Origin of the sequence: Actinomadura terrae, assembly GCF_022751215.1 — a bacterium.
Taxonomy (GTDB): Bacteria; Actinomycetota; Actinomycetes; order Streptosporangiales; family Streptosporangiaceae; genus Spirillospora; species Spirillospora terrae.
The window spans coordinates 865,680-883,700 of sequence record NZ_JAICDG010000003.1; the positions used below are offsets into that span (position 1 = coordinate 865,680).

14 protein-coding genes and 2 pseudogenes are annotated in these 18,021 nt (G+C 72.0%); 7 read left to right on the forward strand and 9 right to left on the reverse strand.

What is annotated here, in order from left to right:
• Window positions 1-19 precede the first annotated feature (19 nt).
• Window positions 20-1,222, reverse strand: a complete 1,203-nt coding sequence (locus K2F47_RS23640) for an MFS transporter (protein WP_242907177.1) — start codon at window positions 1,220-1,222, stop codon at window positions 20-22.
• 98 nt (window positions 1,223-1,320) lie between these two features.
• On the opposite strand from K2F47_RS23640, the gene K2F47_RS23645 reads away from it, so the two are divergent.
• Window positions 1,321-1,926, forward strand: coding sequence for a TetR/AcrR family transcriptional regulator (locus tag K2F47_RS23645; RefSeq protein WP_242907179.1), 606 nt, complete (start codon window positions 1,321-1,323; stop codon window positions 1,924-1,926).
• 30 nt (window positions 1,927-1,956) lie between these two features.
• Here the strand turns inward: K2F47_RS23645 and K2F47_RS23650 are convergent, their stop codons facing one another.
• The 3 genes from K2F47_RS23650 to K2F47_RS23660 all read right to left on the reverse strand — a co-directional run bounded on the left by K2F47_RS23650 (window position 1,957) and on the right by K2F47_RS23660 (window position 5,271).
• Window positions 1,957-3,387, reverse strand: a complete 1,431-nt coding sequence (locus K2F47_RS23650; RefSeq protein ID WP_242907181.1) for a S10 family serine carboxypeptidase-like protein — start codon at window positions 3,385-3,387, stop codon at window positions 1,957-1,959.
• A gap of 29 nt (window positions 3,388-3,416) precedes the next feature.
• Window positions 3,417-4,646 (reverse strand): phosphatidylserine decarboxylase, encoded by a 1,230-nt coding sequence (locus K2F47_RS23655; RefSeq protein WP_242907183.1) that lies wholly within the window; start codon window positions 4,644-4,646, stop codon window positions 3,417-3,419.
• Between the two features lie 181 nt (window positions 4,647-4,827).
• Window positions 4,828-5,271: a MarR family winged helix-turn-helix transcriptional regulator gene (locus K2F47_RS23660; protein WP_242907185.1), complete on the reverse strand. Its 444-nt coding sequence runs from the start codon at window positions 5,269-5,271 to the stop codon at window positions 4,828-4,830.
• 82 nt (window positions 5,272-5,353) lie between these two features.
• On the opposite strand from K2F47_RS23660, the gene K2F47_RS23665 reads away from it, so the two are divergent.
• The gene (locus K2F47_RS23665) at window positions 5,354-6,817 is read left to right on the forward strand and encodes an MFS transporter (protein ID WP_242907186.1); all 1,464 of its coding nucleotides are present in this window, start codon (window positions 5,354-5,356) and stop codon (window positions 6,815-6,817) included.
• On the opposite strand, the gene K2F47_RS23670 is transcribed toward K2F47_RS23665, so the two are convergent.
• Window positions 6,792-7,907 carry a serine hydrolase domain-containing protein gene (locus tag K2F47_RS23670; RefSeq protein ID WP_242907188.1) on the reverse strand — a complete coding sequence of 372 codons (1,116 nt, stop codon included), beginning with the start codon at window positions 7,905-7,907 and terminating at the stop codon, window positions 6,792-6,794. The two genes, K2F47_RS23665 and K2F47_RS23670, sit on opposite strands and share 26 nt — an antisense overlap.
• A 190-nt stretch (window positions 7,908-8,097) precedes the next feature.
• Between K2F47_RS23670 and K2F47_RS23675 the strand changes: the two are divergent.
• Window positions 8,098-8,286: pseudogene (locus tag K2F47_RS23675) on the forward strand (phosphoketolase family protein); the annotation flags it as partial.
• 266 nt (window positions 8,287-8,552) lie between these two features.
• Here K2F47_RS23675 and K2F47_RS23685 read toward each other — a convergent pair.
• Window positions 8,553-9,437, reverse strand: coding sequence for a universal stress protein (locus K2F47_RS23685; RefSeq protein ID WP_242907190.1), 885 nt, complete (start codon window positions 9,435-9,437; stop codon window positions 8,553-8,555).
• Between the two features lie 149 nt (window positions 9,438-9,586).
• Window positions 9,587-11,056, reverse strand: a complete 1,470-nt coding sequence (locus K2F47_RS23690) for a bifunctional aminoglycoside phosphotransferase/ATP-binding protein (protein WP_242907192.1) — start codon at window positions 11,054-11,056, stop codon at window positions 9,587-9,589.
• A gap of 478 nt (window positions 11,057-11,534) precedes the next feature.
• Here K2F47_RS23690 and K2F47_RS23695 point away from each other — a divergent pair.
• The 3 genes and pseudogenes from K2F47_RS23695 to K2F47_RS23710 form a co-directional block, all read left to right on the forward strand.
• Window positions 11,535-11,984, forward strand: a pseudogene (locus K2F47_RS23695) (CoA-binding protein); the annotation flags it as partial.
• A gap of 131 nt (window positions 11,985-12,115) precedes the next feature.
• Entirely contained in the window at window positions 12,116-12,802 is a 687-nt protein-coding gene (locus K2F47_RS23700) for a hypothetical protein (protein ID WP_242907194.1), read from the forward strand.
• A 218-nt stretch (window positions 12,803-13,020) separates the two neighbouring features.
• Window positions 13,021-13,686 carry an acetate--CoA ligase family protein gene (locus tag K2F47_RS23710; protein ID WP_272497461.1) on the forward strand — a complete coding sequence of 222 codons (666 nt, stop codon included), beginning with the start codon at window positions 13,021-13,023 and terminating at the stop codon, window positions 13,684-13,686.
• A gap of 26 nt (window positions 13,687-13,712) precedes the next feature.
• Here K2F47_RS23710 and alaS read toward each other — a convergent pair whose 3' ends face one another.
• Window positions 13,713-16,337, reverse strand: coding sequence for an alanine--tRNA ligase (gene alaS / locus K2F47_RS23715; RefSeq protein ID WP_242907196.1), 2,625 nt, complete (start codon window positions 16,335-16,337; stop codon window positions 13,713-13,715).
• Window positions 16,338-16,404: 67 nt separating this feature from the next.
• Between alaS and tsaD the strand changes: the two genes are divergently transcribed.
• Entirely contained in the window at window positions 16,405-17,454 is a 1,050-nt protein-coding gene (gene tsaD / locus K2F47_RS23720; RefSeq protein ID WP_372490904.1) for a tRNA (adenosine(37)-N6)-threonylcarbamoyltransferase complex transferase subunit TsaD, read from the forward strand.
• 62 nt (window positions 17,455-17,516) lie between these two features.
• Here tsaD and K2F47_RS23725 read toward each other — a convergent pair whose 3' ends face one another.
• Window positions 17,517-18,008 carry an Lrp/AsnC family transcriptional regulator gene (locus K2F47_RS23725; protein ID WP_242907200.1) on the reverse strand — a complete coding sequence of 164 codons (492 nt, stop codon included), beginning with the start codon at window positions 18,006-18,008 and terminating at the stop codon, window positions 17,517-17,519.
• Between the last annotated feature and the right edge of the window lie 13 nt (window positions 18,009-18,021).

Below are 18,021 nucleotides of genomic sequence, written 5' to 3' on the forward strand. Positions count from 1 at the left end.
CGCGGCGTGACGGGCCCGCTCACCGCAGGTTCCCGGTGCCGCGGGCGCTCCAGATCGCCAGTGCGGCCGCCAGGGCGCAGGCGCCGCCGAGCCACAGGACGGCCTGGAGCGCGAGGGAGTCGACGATGACGCCGCCGGTGAGCGCGCCGAGGCCGATCGAGAGGTTGAACACCGCCACCCACAGGGCCGAGGCCGCCTCCACGGCCCGGGGCGCGCTCCTGATCATCCAGGTCTGGAGGCCGACCGACACCCCGCCGAAGGCCAGGCCCCAGGCGATCAGCAGCACGGCCCCGCCGACCGGGCCGCCGCCCAGCAGCAGGTAGAGCGGCATCGCGGCGGCCAGGGCGAGGGCGATGACCAGCACGGTCCGGTACGGGCTGCGGGTCAGCGCGGCCCCCGCGACGAAGTTGCCGACCATTCCGGCCATGCCGAAGGCGAACAGCAGCGGGCCGACGAGCCGTTCGTCGATGCCCGACAGCCGCTGCAACGCCGGGCTCACGAACGTGTAGGCCGAGAAATGGCCGGTGATGAGGAGGAACGTCGCGAGGATGCCGGCGCGCACGCCCGGGTTGCGGAACTGTTCGGCCAGCAGCCGCGGCCGGACGGGCTGGGACGCCGCCAACGGCGGCAGCACGGTCAGCAGCCCGCCCAGCGCGAGCAGCGCCAGGCCGCTCAGCGACGCGAAGGCGACGCGCCAGCCGGAGAACTCGCCGAGCAATGTGCCGAGCGGGACGCCGAAGACGTTCGCGGCTCCGACGCCGCCGAAGATGATCGCGGTGGCGCGCGCCACTTGCGCGGGGGACACGAGCCGGACCGCCAAGCCCCCGGCGATGGCCCAGAATCCGCCGATCGCCACGCCGACGAGCACCCGGGAGACGACCAGCACGGCGAAGCTCGGCGCCAGGGCCGAGGCCAGGTTGGCGAGCGTCATCAGCGCCATCAGCGCGAGCAGCAGCAGGCGCCGGTCCATGCCGCCGACGAGCATCGGCACCAGCGGCGCCGCGACGGCGGCGACGAGGCTGGGGACCGTCACCATCAGCCCGGCCGTCCCCTCGGACACCTCCAGCGCCGATCCGACGGCGGTCAGCAGCCCGATCGGCAACTGCTCGGCGGTCACCAGCAGGAACGTCCCCAGCGCCACCGCGCTCACCGCCGCCCAGCGGCTTCCCGGCGGCGCGTCCCGGTCCGTCGCCCGGGTCCCGGCCCGGTCTGTGGTCGTCACGTGCGCCCTCCCTCACCTATTCGGGAGCGATCGCTCCCATATGAGGGTGGACTCTAATATGGGAGCGATCGCTCCACAAGTCGGGTAGGGTGACGGGCATGGCACGCCCCCGGCAGTTCGACGAGCAGGACGTGGTCACCAGGGCCACCGACCTGTTCTGGCGCCGCGGCTACCACGCCACCTCGGTCCGCGACCTCGGCGCCGAACTCGACCTCACGCCCAGCAGCCTGTACCGGACGTTCACCGACAAGCACACGCTGTTCCTGCGCGCGCTCGACCACTACCGCGCGACGGACTCCGCCGAGGCCGAGCGGCGGTTGGACGCCGCCGGTCGTCCGGTGCGCCAGGTGCTGCGGGACTGGATGCTGTGGCTGGTCTCCTGCCCGTCCGAGAGCGAGCCCGGGCGCGGCTGCTTCGTGGTCAACACCGCGACGGAACTCGGCACCACCGACACCCAGGTCCGCCGGCGGACCGAGGCCGCCTTCGAGGTCACCCGGCAGGCGATGCGCTCACTGCTGCGGCAGGGCCGCCGCAACGGCGAGCTGCCGGGCGACCTCGACATCGACGCGGCCGTGGAACTGCTGTTCACCACCCTGCTCGGCCTGCGGGTCCGGGAACGCGCGGGCCATGACGCCGCGCGGCTGGCCGCCACGATCGACGCCGTGATCCGTTCACTGGGCCCCGTGCCGGCCGAACCGTCCTGACCGCCGGCACCCGGCCCCTGCCGAGCCCGCTCACTTCTTCCGTTGCCCGGCGTTGCCGCCGTCCTTGAGCGACTGCGGGTCGTAGCCGTGGAACGGGCGGTCGAAGATCCAGTTGTAGAGCATCTCCCGGCAGACCTCCGGCTGGTACGCGGGCACCTGGTGCCCGGAGTGCGGGATGCTGACCTGCGTCAGATCCTTGCCCTTGGCCTGCTTCTCCTTGTAGCGGCGGACATACCCCTTGGGGACGCCCTGCGCCTGCGTCCAGATGATGCGCTGGGCGTTGCGCCACGCCCCGTGCTCCTGATCCCCGAGCTCCTTCATGATCTGGTCCAGGATCTCCTCGGTGCTCTGGTAGCCGCAGGCGGTGTCGAAGTTCCCGGTGTACAGAAGGGTCTTGCAGCCCTTCTGGATCAGCTGCTTGTACTTGTCGGTGTAGTCCAGCATGTTGTCGTTGATGAGATGGTCGGTCACCGGGCCTTTGTTGTCCTCGATGTCCCAGTAGGTGTCGTAGTCGGGCAGGACGTGCAGGGCCGACTTCACCGCGGTGGTGTTGAGATAGAACTTCAGCGCCCCCGCGGGGAGGTCCTCCCACCGCCGCACGTCGTAGATGTCGAACCCGCCGCCGTCTCCGAGGGCATGGTTGATCAGCCGGTCGCCCGCCTCTTTCGCCTCCTTCATCTTCTTGTCCTTGACGAGCCCTTCGACGACTTTGAACTCCTTTTCGAGTGACTCTTTCTGGGAAATGCCGACGAACCCGCTCGCGTAGGAGTAGCCGATCAGGATGCGGAGCGAGAGCAGGGGTTGGATCCAGCCGTTCCCGACCGCGATCCCCTGGAGGTTGAGCTGTTTCCCCGCCTTCTTCTCGTTCTTCTCCAGAATCCTCAGGGCGATCGCCGGAACGTACTTCCCGGCATAGCTCTCACCGCAGACGTAGAGCGGGCAGTTCAAGTATTCTGGATGAAGGTCGAAGAACTCCTGGAGCGCCTGCCAGAACATCTCGGTCAGAGCCGCGGCATCGGTGACGTACTTCTTGTTGTCGGAGAAGCTGTACCCGGTGCCCACGGGCTGGTCCCAGTAGATGACGTGCGCCTCCTGGTTCCAGCTGCTGGAGGTGACCGATACCGTTCCGGCGGCGTCGGGGCCGATGGACAGCGGCCCGTTCTCCAGGAACAGCCCGAGCAGCGAGGACGCGCCGGGGCCGCCGTTGAGCCAGATCAGCAGGGGTGTCCCACTGATCAGGTCCTGCTGGTCGGCCGGCTCGGCGCGCGGGTTGCACGTCTGGCTCTCGAAGAACCAGTAGAACAGGTGGTTCTTCTTCTCCGTGCTTTCGGGTTCGGCGATGTGCACGTGACCGGCATAGGACCGGGCCTGCTGGACGCCGCCGCCGTTGAAGTCGATGCTGAGCGTGTTGGACACGTTCGCGGGAATGGATTTGACCAGGTCGGGCTTGATATCGGGCATGGGTCCACCGCCGTTCGATGACCGGTACCTCAGTACTGGGTGGCGAAGGGCATGTGGCCGAGGGCGCGCATGTGGCGGGGACGGTTGAACAGCGCCTCCGTCCGCTCGATGTGCTCCAGGACGCCTATGCGCTGCCCCTGCTGGAGCTGGATGGCGGGAAACCGCCCCTTCTCGAACAGCAGAATGTTGAGCGAACCGCCGTACTTGATGTGCCCGACCCTGCCTCCCTTCTTGATCGGGACCGGGTCCGTCTCGCCATACGTGATCTTTTGGTAGGCCTCATCGAACTCCACGGAGGCGATTGAGTTCAGGCCGACCGCCACCAGCCCGACATAGCCCGGCTTCTTTTCCTGTTTTCCGTCCTTGTCCAGGTACGGGGTTTCGAAGATGGCGTAGCCCCGGCGGAAGCGGTCGAACATCCCGTAATCGTAGTTGTAGCCGACATTGTTGTTGTTGAGCAGCTCGGGGAAGTCCCACATCCCGTAGTAGATCCCGCCGACGCTGTCGTCGGAGTCCACGACCTTGCCTCCGACCGGGGCGTGGTACCAGTGGTAGGTGTCCGGCATCAGAATGCACGAGACCGCGGTTCCGCCCACGAACCTGTCCGCGAGTTCGGACCCGTTGAGCAGCTGGCGGACGTTCATGGCCACCGACTTGACCGGAATACGCGTCTCCGCGGTCAGGTTGTCGACGATCATGTTGATGATGCAGTCGGTCGGGGCGACCACGACGCTGAGATCATTTTCCCCGTCGATCTTTCGCTTGCCGGGCTTGACCTTCTTGAGGAAGAACTCGTTGAAGGTCTCCCAGTCCTCGATCTCGTAGTCCTCCATCCGCTTCGTTCCGATGTCCTTGATCCACTTCGAGATGAGGCTCTTGGACTTCGGGTCGTCCATCTGCTTCCCTTGCAGATAGGTGAAGTCGGCGGTCATCTCCAGCCCGGGGCCGGTGGTCACGAACTCCATGCCGGCGTAGTTCTCGTAGTTGATCCAGCTGAACTTCTCGATGTAGTCCAGGCTGGTCTTGACCGTCGGCTCTGTGTTGTACCAGTCCTCGAAGAATGCGCAGAGCTCGTCGATACCGGCGTTGCGCCAGTCGTAGTAGGGGCCGTCGCTGGGCCAGGACGGAGGCGGCATCACATCGGCGATCGCCGCTTCGTACTTGGTTCGGAAGCCGTCGTGGTCGGATTCGTGCCATTCCCTGATCTTTGAGATGAACTCTTCGATCGTCTCGGGCCGCGTCTCAACGAGCATGGTCATCTGTTTGCCTCTTCCTTCCTCCGGCACGGCGGTTCGCTCATGCGCAGCAGCAGGTTCGCGGTTTGCATCCCCTTGCCTACGGAGCGTAATCACCCCTTCATGGCCGCGTGCTTGAAGCTGTGGCGAACAGCTGACGGCCGTCCGGTGACGGCCGTGCGAGAGGGAGGTGTCGGCGAAGGCGTCAGTCCGTGGGCGGGTCGATGAGCAGGCGAATGCCGTCGACCAGCGCCTGCGCCTGCCCGTCGGGCCAGTCCGCGATCCGGTCCGCGAGGTGCCGGGTCAGCGCGTCGCGGAGCCCGGCGACCGTGTCGTGTCCCTCGGGCGTCAACGCGAGCAGGGTGGCCCGGCCGTCGCGGGGGTCGGGGCTGCGTTCGAGCAGGCCCGCGGCTTCGAGCCGGTCGGCATAGCGGCTCGCGCCGGACCGGTCGATGCCGACCTCGTCGGCGAGCCGCGCCGCGGACTGCGGACCGAGCCGCGCCAGCCCGCTCAGCATCGGATAGGTCTGGCGATCGACGCCCGGGGGCGCCGCGTCGAGGATCGCGGTGTAGAGCGCGCTCCGGTTGCGCCGCAGCAGCAACCGTCCCAGCGCTTCCCCCAGGTCACGTGCCAGTTCCGCATCCGTCATCCGCCCATGATACGTGCAAGCCGCACGGAACGGACGTAGGGTGATTGCGTGCAAGTCGCACGCATTTGCGCGAGGAGGCCCCATGGACACCCGTCACGTCCCGCCCGAGACCGGTTTTCGCGGCGCGCTGATCGGGCCGGTGCTGGTGCTGGCCACGCTGGTCGCCAGCATCATCAGCTCGTTCGGCGCCCCGCTCATCCCCACCGTCGCCCGCGACTTCCACGAGTCGCTGAGCACGGCGCAGTGGTCGCTGACGGTGGCGCTGCTCGTCGGCGCGGTGAGCTCCCCGGTCCTGGGGCGGCTCGGCGACGGCCCGCGGCGCCGGGCGACGATGCTCGGCGGCCTGGCGGTGGTCACGGCGGGCGGTGCCGTCGCCGCGCTGGCGGGCGGTCTGGAGATGCTGATCGTCGGCCGCGGACTGCAAGGCGTCGGGCTCGGGCTGGTGCCGCTGGCGATGGCCACCGCCCGGGACGAGCTGCCCCGGGCCAAGGTGGCGCCGATGATCGCGCTGCTGTCGGTGTCGGCGGGGGCGGGCCTTGGCGCCGGCTACCCGATCAGCGGGTTGCTCGTCGACGCGTGGGGACTGGCGGGCGCCTACTGGTTCGGCGCGATCGTGTCCGGCCTCGCGCTGGCCTGTGTCGCCGCGGTCGTACCGTCCAGCGCGGGACGCGGCGCCGCCGACCGGCTCGACTGGGCCGGAACCGTGCTGCTCGCCCTGGCGCTGGTCGTCTCGCTGGTGGCGGTGGCGGAGGGGACGGAGTGGGGCTGGGGCTCACCGGCGATCATCGGCCTGCTGGCCGCCGGGGTGGTGCTCTTCGCGGTCTGGGCCGTGCAGCAGCTGCGCGCCGAGAACCCTCTCGTCCAGCTGCGCCTGCTCCGCCATCCCTCCGTGTTCTCCGGTGACACCTGCGCCATGGTGCTCGGTGTCGCGATGTACATGGTGCTCTCGGCGGTGACGGAGTTCGTGCAGTCCCCGCGCTCGGGCGGGTTCGGATTCTCCGCATCGGCCGTCGTGGCCGGCCTCGTCCTCGTCCCGCTGTCCTTCCTCATGCTGAGCAGCTCCCGCGCCCTGCCGGTGTTGGTGGCACTCGTCGGGGCCCGGGGAGTGCTCGCGCTGGGCTGCCTCGTGGCCGCGCTGGGCTGCGGGTTCTTCGCCGTCTTCCACGGCGCCCTGTGGCAGGCCTTCGTCACGACGGGTGTCCTCGGAGTGGGGCTCGGCACCACCTTCGCCGCGATTCCCGGTCTGATCGTGCAGGCGATCCCCGCCGGGGAGACGGGCAGTGCCATGGGCTTCTACCAGGTGGTCCGCTTCACCGGATTCTCCTTGGGCAGCGCGCTCACCGCCACCATCCTGGCCGCCCACGCGGGCGGCGACGGTCGACCCGCGGAGGGCGGCTACGTCATGGTGCTGTGGATCTCCGCAGCCATCTGCGTCGCCGCCGCCGCCCTCGCCTGGTTCATGGCCAGCCGATCGACCCTGCCCGCGCCCGTGGAGAGCGCCCCCCGCCGCGCGGCCCCGCCTAGCCGCACAGGGCGGTGTCGATGACGTGCATGGCGCGGCGGAAGTCGTCCATGTCCTCGGGCTCGGTGGTCATCGACATGGTCGCGGCGGCGCGCGGGCGGCCCCGCCGGTCGACGAGGACACCGGCGACCGTCGCGTAGCCGTGCATCTGACCGGCGTGCCCGACCAGGTCTCCGCAGGACAGGTGGTTGACCTCCAGCCCGAGCCCGTACGCGTCGACGGCGCCCCCGGCCGGGAGCACGCGCCGCATCTCCGCCAGCTCGGACGGACGCAGCAGCCGTCCCCGCAGCAGCGCGGAGAAGAACCGGTTGACCTCGGCGGGCGTGGACACCATCGCCCCGGCCGCGTCCAGGTAGCCGGTGTCCTGCTCGGTCACGTCGACGAAGCCGGGCACCCTGACGTAGCCGCGCGGGTGCGGCCCGCCGATGCGGAAGGAGTACGGTCGCGGCGCGTAGGTGTTCCGCAGCCGCAGCGGGCGGGCGATCCGGCGGGCGACCTCGCCGCGCCACGTCCGCGCGCCCGTGACCGCCTCGATCAGCCTGCCGAGCAGCAGGTACCCGGTGTTGGTGTACGACCAGGCACCGGTGGTGGGCTCCTGGGCGAACGCGTACCGGAGCAGCTCGTCCCGGTCCCAGTGCCGGAACCTCTGCTCGGCCCATTCCCTGCCGTGGGGCAACAGCGGTCCGGGATCGGGGAGGTGGCTGGTGTGCTGGAGGAGCTGCCGGACGGTGATCGACCGTCCGTCGCCGCCCCGCCCCCGCACCACGCCGGGCAGGTAGGTCTCGACCGGGGCGTCCAGCCGCACCCGCCCCTCGCCCACCAGCTGGAGCACGACGGTCGCGACGAACGCCTTGGTCGTGGAGCCGATGCGCACGAGCCCGTTCAGCGGCACGGGACGCCCGGTGCGCAGATCACCGGTCCCGCTCCGCAGCGTGACGGTCCGGGCGCCGGTGACCGACAGCAGCGCGCCGGGCGCGCCGATGTCCCGGACCATTCCGTCCAGATCCCGCTGGAGCGGTCCGCGCGGATCGGGCGAGGGCGAGGGCGAGGCGGACGCGGGCGCGGGCGCGGTACCGAGGGCGACCGTGGTCGCGAGGAAAAGCCGAAGAAGCACGTGATCTCCCGTTCGTGAATGAAGATCAGCTTCCCGTCCGCCCGTCCTCGCTCACATCGGACCGCGCCCCCCGATCGATGGTGTCACCGCCTACACCGTCGGGACGGGCCGCCCCGAGGATGGGACGTTCGGCCCTGATACCTGCGGCGGGGCGCGTGGTGCGGTGGTTCCAGCGAACCCTGGAGGAACCGTGACGCCCAACGTCCTGAGCACCGAGCGGCCGCACGACGTCGACTTCGAGCTGGTCGACGCGTACTGGCGGGCGGCGAACTATCTGTCGGCGGGCCAGATCTATCTGCTGGGCAATCCGCTGCTGCGTGAGCCGTTGCGGCTCGTCCACATCAAGCCGCGGCTGCTGGGGCACTGGGTCCCTCCGCCAAGGCGTGGGTGGACGGCGGCAGCCCCACCGAGGGGTTCCTCAGGCACTCGCCGAAGGGCCCGCTCGCGGGGTTCTACCACGCCATCGCCGGGGGCCGGATGGGCGGACAACGTGTTCATGGACGAGCACCTGATCGACGCGCTGCTGATCGTCGGTCTGGCGCTGGTCAGCGCCGGCGACACCCTCGGCCTCGGCCGCTGGTGGGCCGGGACCCGCCTGGTCGAGCGCTTCCCCGTCCTCAAGTGACCACGCCGCGAGGCCCCGGCTCACGCGGCCGATTCGCTGGGCTCTCCGCTCTGCGGGACGATGGCGACGGTGCAGGGGGCGTGGTGGAGCATCGCCGAGCTGGTCGCCCCCAGCAGCAGCGGGTCGAGATGGCCGCCGCCGCGGTCGCCCACCACGAGCAGATCGGCGTCGCGCGCCGCGTCCAGCAGCGCTTCGCGGGGCCGTTCCAGCACCAGCGAGATCCGCATGTCGAGATCGGGGTAGCGTTCCCGCCACGGCCCGGCGACCCGTTCGAGCATGGTGGTGCGCGTCCTGGTCAGCCGGGCCTTGTCGGTGAACAGCGGCAGCTCGGATTCGGGCACCGCGCCCGGCTCCCAGGCGCCGCACACCACGCGCAGCGGCCAGCCGAGCAGGACGGCCTCCTCGACGGCCAGACCCAGCGCCGCGTCCCCGCCCACGGAGCCGTCGACCCCGGCCACCACCAGGCCGCGCGGGGGCGCGCCGTGCCGGACGGCGATCACCGGACGGCGCGCCTGCGCGGGCAGCCGCATCGCCGTCGACCCGGCGGGCAGCCGGTGGCATTCGTGGGTGCCGACCACGATCAGCTCGGCGTTCTCGGACTCGCGCGCCAGCGCGTCCAGCACCGGTTCGCGCCTCAGCCGCCTGCGCACCGCGTCCGCGCCGAGTTCCCGCGCCCGGCGCACGCCCCGTTCGAGGAGCCTTTCGCCCGCCCGCCGGACGATCGCCTCGACGCCGTCGTCCACGTGCCCCGGCGGGTACGGCCAGTGCCAGCAGTGGCAGATGACCAGGGTGAGCTCTCGCGTCCGGGCCTCGGTGACCGCCCAGCGCAGGCCCGCATCGTTCTCCTCGGTCCCGTCGTAGCCGAACAGAACGTTCGGTCGCTGACTTCTCGGCAACCTGCCCATCGTCCGCCTCCCCCTGGTCGTCGGGGAACTTCCGCCTTCTGTTCCAGTCTCCGCTTCGGATACCCGCTCAGCAGGTACCAAAGGTCCCCGATCACTCGGGCCCCCGCCGTTGGTGGGAAGGGCCACGAACGAAGTCTGACGCCCGTGCCTCATCTCTCAGGGTGGCCGTGCGGCCGGACGATGGCGAGGGCGCGGGAAACGGCGTCCGCCAACGTTCCACCGGTGTCGATGGTGGTCGCCTCGGGCCAGGGGTCGGCGTGCGCGCGCATGTCTGCGGCGGTGCCGGCGTCGGCGTCGGACGCGCCCCGGGGGCGGCTCCGCATGCGCTCGGCGCAGACGGATTCGGGGACCTCGCAGCGCAGCGACGTGAGGCTCGCGTGCTCTCGCCCGGCCACGGCGGCGAGGAGGTCCCGGTTCTCCTTCGACGTCCACGACGCGTCCAGGATCACCGTCTCGCCGAGCCGGAGCAGCCCCTCCGCGCGCGCCGCCAGTTCGCGGTGGGTCCGCCTGCCCCATTCCGCGCCGTAGATGCCCTCGCCGTAGTCCGCCGGGGCCGGGCGCAGGGGGTCCAGGCCCGCGAGCTCCTTGCGGACGCGGTCGCTGCTGATCACCGAGCAGCCGAGCCGGTCGGCCAGCGCACCGGCGAGCGAGGTCTTGCCCGTGCCGGGAAACCCGCCGACGAGGACGAGCCGCACCCGTCCGGCGCGCAGGTTCCGCAGCGCGACGTCCGCATAGGACCGCGCCTCGGCGGCGGCGTCCGGGGAACCCTGGGCATGCCTCAGGCAGGCCACCCTGGCGCGGACGAAGGCGCGGTAGGCGACGTAGTGGTGGCGCAGCGACGGCGGGGCGGGGTCGGCGGCGAACTCGGTGTACCAGCCGATGAAATCCGTCGCGAGGTCGGCGGCGCCGAGGCGTTCGAGGTCCATCGCGAGGAACGAGGCGTCGTCCAGGCCGTCCAGCCGGCGCAGCCTCTCGTCGAACTCCAGGCAGTCGAGGATGCGCGGGCCGTCGTCCAGGCAGAAGATGTCGCCGGCCAGCAGGTCGCCGTGGCCGTCGACCACGCGTCCGTCGGCGATGCGCGCGTCGAACAGGGCCTCGCGGCCGGCGAGGAACTCCGTGGCGAGGTCCTCGATCTCGGTGGCCGCTCCGGCGTCGATCACGTCGTCGTGGAAGGGCCTCGCCTGCTCGAACCCGGCGCGCCAGCGCTTCTCGACCGCGTCGCGGGTCTCCTGGGCCGAGATCTCGGGGCCGCGCGGCGCCCGGGCGTGCCAGGCCGCCAGGGCGCGCGCGACGTCGCGCAGCGCGTCCCGCACCGGCGCCCCGGCCTCGACCAGTGTGGACAGGCGCCGGTCGGCGGGCATCCGGCGCATGACGACAAGGTGGTCGCAGGCGCCGCCGGGCGCGCTCACCTCGGCGACGCCGAGGTACACGTCCGGGGCGAAGCGCCTGTTCAGCCGGACCTCCTCCCGGCAGGCCCGCGCGCGCAGCTCGGGGGTGCTGAAGTCCACGAACCCGAGGTCCACCGGCTTCTTGAGCTTGTACGCGCGGTCGCCGACGAAGAACACCACGCCGATGTGGGTCTCGGTGACGGCGGCGCAGTCGTCCCTGCCGTCCTGCATGGCGTTCCCACCCTCTCGCCGCGGACCGTCCGCGAGTCAGTGCTGCGCCTACCCCGGAAACCGGCACCGAAGACGAGCGCGTCGATGCCTCGGGCCCCCGCGTCAGGTAGGGACGAAGGTCCCGGAGGGGGATGACCTTGGGGACCTGCCCCGGCGGCCCGTCCCGCCCGAGGCTGGGGGGATGACACAGAACCCCGCGGACGCGCCGGTGTTCGCGCTGCTGACCGATGGTGTCCAGGTGGAGATCAGGCGGCTGCGCGCGGCCGACTTCGACGCGGTGTGCGACCTGCACCGCGAGCTGAGCGAGGAGAGCCTCCACCTGCGGTTCCTCGGCCTTAACCGGCCCATGGGAGCCCAGGTCGCCGACCGCGTGCGGCACCGCCGGGTCGGGACGCTGCTGCTGGAACATCTCGGCTCGCTGGCCCGCGCACGCGGGGTCGTGGCCTTCCGCGCCGACGCGCTCGCCGCGAACACGACGATGCCGCTGGTCTCCGACGAGGGGTATCTGAGCGCGGTGGCCGAACGGGAGCGGCGGGCGGACGTGGCGAGCCTGGAACCGCTGCTGCGGCCGCGGGTGATCGCGGTCGTCGGGGCGTCCTGGCGGCGCGGGACGGTGGGCGCCGAACTCGTCCGCAACATCGTCTCCGGCGGCTTCAAGGGCGCCGTCCACGCGGTGAACCCCCGCGCCGCCGGGGCCGACCTGCACGGCGTCCCCTGCGTGGCGACGCTCGCCGAGCTGCCGGAGCGGCCGGACCTGGTGGTCGTCACGGTGCCCGCCGACGCCGTGGTGGGAGTGGCCGCCGACTGCGGGCGGTCCGGCGCCTCCGCGCTCGTGGTGATCAGCTCGGGGCTGAGCGTCGCGGACGGGCGGGAGCTCATGGCGGTCTGCCGCGAGTACGGGATGCGGCTGGTCGGTCCGAACTGCCTGGGCGTCGCCAACACCGACGTCTCGCTGGACGCGACGTTCGGCATCCGACATCCCGTGCCCGGCCGCGCGGGGGTGGCGTCCAGTCGGGCGGCGTCGGGATCGCCCTCCTGGAAGAGCTGTCGCGGCTGGGCGTGGGTGTCTCCTCGTTCGCCTCCGTCGGCGACAAGTACGACGTCAGCGCCAACGACATGCTCATGTGGTGGGAGTCGGAGGAGACGACGCGGCTCGGAATCCTGCACGTGGAGTCGTTCGGCCACCCCCGCAAGTTCGCCGGGGCGGCCCGCCGGGTCGCCGCCCGGATGCCGCTGCTGACCGTTCTCGCCGGGCGGTCCGCGCCGGGCACGCGGGCCGCCGCGTCCCACACCGCTGCGGCTGCCACCCCGGAGATCACACGTCGGGCGCTGTTCGAGCAGGCCGGGATCGTGGCGACCGACGACCTCGGCGAGCTGGTGGACGCGGCGGCGCTGCTGGCGACCCAGCCGGCCCCGGGCGGCCCGAGGGTGGCGGTGGTGTCCAACGCGGGCGGGGCGGGGGTGCTGGCCGCCGATGCGTGCGCCGACGCGGGGCTCCCCGTCCCGCTTCTGGACGAGGAGACGCAGGCGCGCCTCGCTCGGCTGCTCCCGGACGGCGCGGCGACCGCCAACCCCGTCGACACCACCGCCGCCGTCTCCGCCGACGCCTTCCGCGAGGCCCTCGACGTGATCGCCGCGGACGCGTCGGTCGACGCCGTCCTGGCCCTGGTCGCCCCGACCGCGCTCGCCGACCTGCGGGACGCGCTCGGCGGTACCGCCAAACCGACGGCTGCGGTGGTGCTGTAGCAGGCCGAGACCGTCACGATCAACGAGACCGGCGTGCCCTGCTACGCCTATCCCGAGAACGCCGTCCGCGCGCTCGCCCACGCCCGGTCCTACGCCCGGCGCCGCGACCTCCCCCGCGAACCGCCCCCGGCCCTGCCCGGACTCCGCCCGGACTCCGCCCGGACGAGGCGGCGGCCGCCATCGCCGGTTTCCTGGTCGACCACCCCTCCGGCGGCTGGCTGCCGCCCGCCGCCGCCTTCCGGCTGCTGGATGCCTACGGGCTGCCGCCGGCCCCGTGGCGCTGGGCGGAGTCCGCCGACCGGGCCGTCGCCGCGGCCCGCGAGCTGGGCGTCCCGGTGGCGGTGAAGGGGCACGTCCCCGGCGTCCTGCACAAGTCGGCGGCGTGCGGCGTGCGTCTCGGTCTGGAGGGCGAACAAGCCGTCCGCGCCGCCTTCGCCGACCTGGCCGGACGCTTCGGCGGCGACATGGAAGGGGCAGTCGTCCAGGCGAGGGCGGGGGAGGGCGTCGAGGTGCTGTGCGGCGCCGTCCAGGACGAGGTCTTCGGCGCCGTCGTGATCTTCGGGGCGGGCGGCGTGGATACCGACGCGCTCGCCGACCGGGCGGCCCGGCTCGCCCCGCTGACGACCGGGGAGGCGGCCGAGCTGATCCGCGAACCCCGCGTGTCCACCCTGCTCATGGGCCATCCCGCCCGTCCGGCGGCGGACCTCGCGGCGCTGCGCGACGCCCTCCTGCGGCTGTCGCGGCTCGCGGCCGACCACCCCGAGATCATCGAGCTCGAACTCAACCCCACGATCGTCCGCCCCGACGGCGCCGTGGCCGTTGACGCCCGCGTCCGCCTCGCCCCCCACCAGGCATGGGACCCGTACCTGCGCCGCCTCCGCTGACGGCGCGACACCACCCGAACGCGCCGCTAGCCGTCGGTGGACGCGGCGAGGTGGTGGGCGAGGGCCGTCAGTGTCGCGGAGGGGTCGGCGGGCGGCCGGCCCTGCGCCAGCCGGGCGTTCCCGCCGCCCCGCCCGTCCAGGACCCGCTTGACCAGGTCGCCGGCGGACACCCCGGCGTCCTGGGCCGCCTGGTTGGCGGCGACCGCGAGTCCCGACGGCGACGTCACGGCCGCGACGCCCGGACGGCGGGCGGGCAGCCGATCGACGATCAGTTCCGCGAGGCGGCGCGGGGACGCGTCGGTGCGGGCGCGGGCGAAGCGGACCCCGCCCGCGTCCGCGGCCTGGGCGGCGGCGGTGTCGGCCTCGGCGACCGCCACCTGGTCGCGCAGCAGCCGGTTGACGCGCTCGGCCTCCTTGAGCTTCTCGACCAGGCCCGCGACGCGGTCGGGGAGCTGGTCCCTGGGCGCGTTCAGCCGCGCGGCGATCTCGGCGACGAGGTCCCGCTCGCGGGCGAGGTAGCGGAACGACTCCAGGCCGGTGACGGCCTCGACGCGCCGCCGCCCGGAGCCGACCGACGACTCGCCGGTGACGGTGATGCTGCCGACCTGCGCGGCGTGCTCCACATGGGTCCCGCCGCACAGCTCCCGCGACCACGCGCCGCCGATCTCCACCACCCGCACGACGTCGTCGTAGGTCTCGCCGAACAGCGCCAGCGCGCCGAGCTCGCGGGCCTGCGCCAGCGGCATGTGGCGGACCTCGACCGGGAGGTCGCGGCGGATGGCGAGGTTCGCGATGTCCTCGATCTCGCTGCGCGCGGCGTCCGACAGCGTCCCCTGCCAGGAGAAGTCCAGGCGCAGGTAGCCGGGACGGTTGTAGGAGCCGGACTGCACGGCGCCCGGGCCGAGGGCGGCGCGCAGCGCGGCGTGCACGATGTGGGTGCCCGAGTGCGCCTGGCGGGCGCCGAGCCGCCATTCGGGGTCGACCTCGGCGCGCACCCGCAGGCCGGGCGCGATCTCGCCGCCGGTGATCCGGACCTGGTGGGTGATCAGCCCCTTGACCGGCCGCTGGACGTTCAGCACCTCGGCTGCCAGGCCGGGGGCGCGCAGGCTGCCCGCGTCGCTGTCCTGCCCGCCGGACTCGGCGTAGAAGGGGGTGCGGTCCAGGATCACGGTGACGATCTCGCCCTCGCCCGCCGAGCCCGCCGGGGCGCCCTCGCGCAGCACGGCGAGGACGGTCGCCTCGGCGGTGAGGGTGTCGTAGGCGACCCAGTCGGTCGGGCCGCCGGCGTCCAGCAGCGACCGGTAGAGCCCGGCGTCGGCGTGGCCGGTCTTCTTGGCCTGCGCGTCCTGCCGGGCCTTGCGCCGCTGCTCGGCCATGAGCCGCCGGAAGCCGTCGACGTCCACGTCGAGGCCCCGCTCGGAGGCGATCTCGACGGTCAGGTCGATCGGGAACCCGTAGGTGTCGTGGAGCTGGAACGCCGTCGCGGCGGGCAGCGGACCGGACGTCCCGGAGAGGGCCCGTCCCAGCAGGGCGCTGCCCTGGCGCAGGGTGCCGCGGAAGGCGTCCTCCTCGCCGTAGGCGTAGGAGGCGATCCGCTCGAAGTCGGTGGCCAGCTCGGGGTAGGACGGCGCCATGCAGTCGCGGGCGACGGGCAGCAGGTGGGGGAGCGCGGGGTCCTCGTACCCGAGCTGCCGGACGCTGCGGACGGCCCGGCGCAGGATGCGGCGCAGCACGTAGCCGCGCCCCTCGTTCGCGGGGGTCACCCCGTCCCCGATCATCATCAGGGCCGTGCGCACATGGTCGGCGACCACCCGCAGCCGCACGTCCTGCTCACCCTGCCCCGCGCCGTAGGCGGTGCCGGTGAGCTCGGCGGCGGCGTCCAGGATCGGACGGGTCTCGTCGATCTCGTAGAGGTTGTCGACGCCCTGGAGCAGTACCGCCATGCGCTCCAGGCCCATGCCGGTGTCGATGTTGCGGGACGGAAGCTCGCCGAGGATCGGATAGTCCTCCTTTCCGCTGCCCTCGCCGCGCTCGTACTGCATGAAGACCAGGTTCCAGAACTCCAGGAACCGGTCCTCGTCGACCTCGGGGCCGCCGTCGCGGCCGTACGCGGGGCCCCGGTCGTAGAACAGCTCCGAGCAGGGGCCGCACGGGCCCGGGACGCCCATGGACCAGAAGTTGTCGGCCTTGCCCCGCCGGACGATCCGCGCCTCGGGCAGCCCGATCCGGTCGCGCCACAGCGCGTACGCCTCGTCGTCGTCCTGGTAGACCGTGGCCCAGATCCGGCCGGCGTCCAGCCCGTACCCGCCGTCGGCCACCGGCTTGACGACCAGGTCCCAGGCGAGCGCGATCGCCTCCTCCTTGAAGTAGTCGCCGAAGGAGAAGTTGCCGTTCATCTGGAAGAACGTGCCGTGCCGAGTGGTCCTGCCGACCTCGTCGATGTCGAGCGTCCGCACGCACTTCTGCACGCCGGCCATCCGCCGGCGCGGCGGGGTCCGCTGCCCGAGCAGGTAGGGCTTGAACGGCACCATCCCGGCGTTCACGAACAGCAGCGTCGGGTCGTCGGCCGGGAGCGGGGCGCTGGCGGCCACCTGGTGCCCCGCCGCCTCGAAGTGCGCGAGGAACCGCCGCCTGACCTCTGCCGTACGCAATGTCCGCTCCTTTGCTGCATTAGATTTGCAACTGCGAGTCTATTGCGACAAGGGGGCCGGTGTGGCGGTGGTGCTCGGCATCGAGAGCTCGTGCGACGAGACCGGCGCGGGCGTGGTGTCCGGCGGACGGCTGCTCGGCTCCGCGCTGTCCTCGTCCATGGACGAGCACGCCCGCTTCGGAGGCGTCGTCCCGGAGATCGCGGCCCGCGCGCACCTGCACGCGCTCGCGCCGTGCGTGCGCACGGCGATGGACGAGGCGGACATCCGCCCGTCCGACCTGGACGCGATCGCCGTCACCTCCGGGCCGGGCCTGGCGACCGCGCTCCAGACCGGTGTGGCCGCCGCCAAGGCGTACGCGCTCGCCTGGAACCTGCCGCTGTACGGCGTCCACCACCTGGCCGGGCACGTCGCGGCCGACACGCTGGAGCACGGCCCGCTGCCCCGGCGGTCCGTCGCGCTGATCGTCTCCGGCGGGCACACGTCGTTGCTCCTGCTGGGCGACCTGGCCCGGGACCCGATCGTCCACCTCGGCGACACCCGCGACGACGCCGCGGGGGAGGCGTTCGACAAGGTCGCCCGCATCCTCGGCCTCGGCTACCCGGGCGGACCCGCCGTGGACCGCGCCGCCCGCGACGGCGACCCCGCCGCCGTCCGCTTCCCCCGCGCGATGCTCGGCGCGGGGTTCGACTTCTCCTTTTCCGGCCTCAAGACCGCCGTCGCCCGGCACGTGGAGGCCTCAGGCGCACGGCACGTGGAGAACACAGGCGCCCGCGCGCCGCTGGCCGACATCGCCGCCTCGTTCCAGGAGGCCGTCGCGGACGTCCTGACGGCCAAGGCCGTCGCGGCCTGCCGCGCGCACGACGTCGACACCCTGACCATCGTCGGCGGCGTCGCCGCGAACGGGCGGCTGCGGGAACTGGCCGCCGAACGCTGCGCCGCCGCCGGTCTCGTCCTGCGCGTCCCGCCCCCGCGGCTGTGCACCGACAACGGCGCGATGATCGCCGCCGTCGGCGAACTCCTCGTGGGCGCGGACGCCCCACCCGCCGGCCTGACCCTGACGACCGACCCCTCGGCCCCCCTCCACCAAGCCGCCCTGGTCCCGTCCCCGTCCAACTGATCGAACAAAATGAGCCCGACGGGCGCTTTCACACAGCCCGCCTCCGGGAGCACGCTGCGGTGTTACAACTGAGCCGGGTCGATACCGGGGGGAAGAAGCGAGGCCCTGTTCCACCTCTGGAATACGAGATTGGTGCGCACCAGGGCGATCTCGTCACGGGCCGTGTACTTGTCGAGGACGATGCGTTGCAGATCGTTCGCGCTCTCCACGGCCACATGCACCAGGAAGTCCTCGGGGCCGGCCAGGTGGTAGAGGTAGCGCGTCTCCGGTTGACTCAGCACGAACTCGACGAAGGGATCGACGAGCGGCCGTTTGTGCGGGCGCACCTGAAGGAAGAGCAGCGCCTCCAGCGGACGGCCGAGCTTTTCCGGATCGACCTCGACGCGATGGCCGGTGATTATACCGGCTCGGCGGAGCCGGTTCACCCGTTCTAAACACGTCGAGGGTGCAAGGTGAACGGTCGCGGCGAGATCCTTGTTGTTAATCCGTCCATTATTCTGTAGCGCCGCCAAGATCTTGATGTCCGTCGTATCGAGTTTGAGGTCTGGAGTCACTCCACGAATCCTA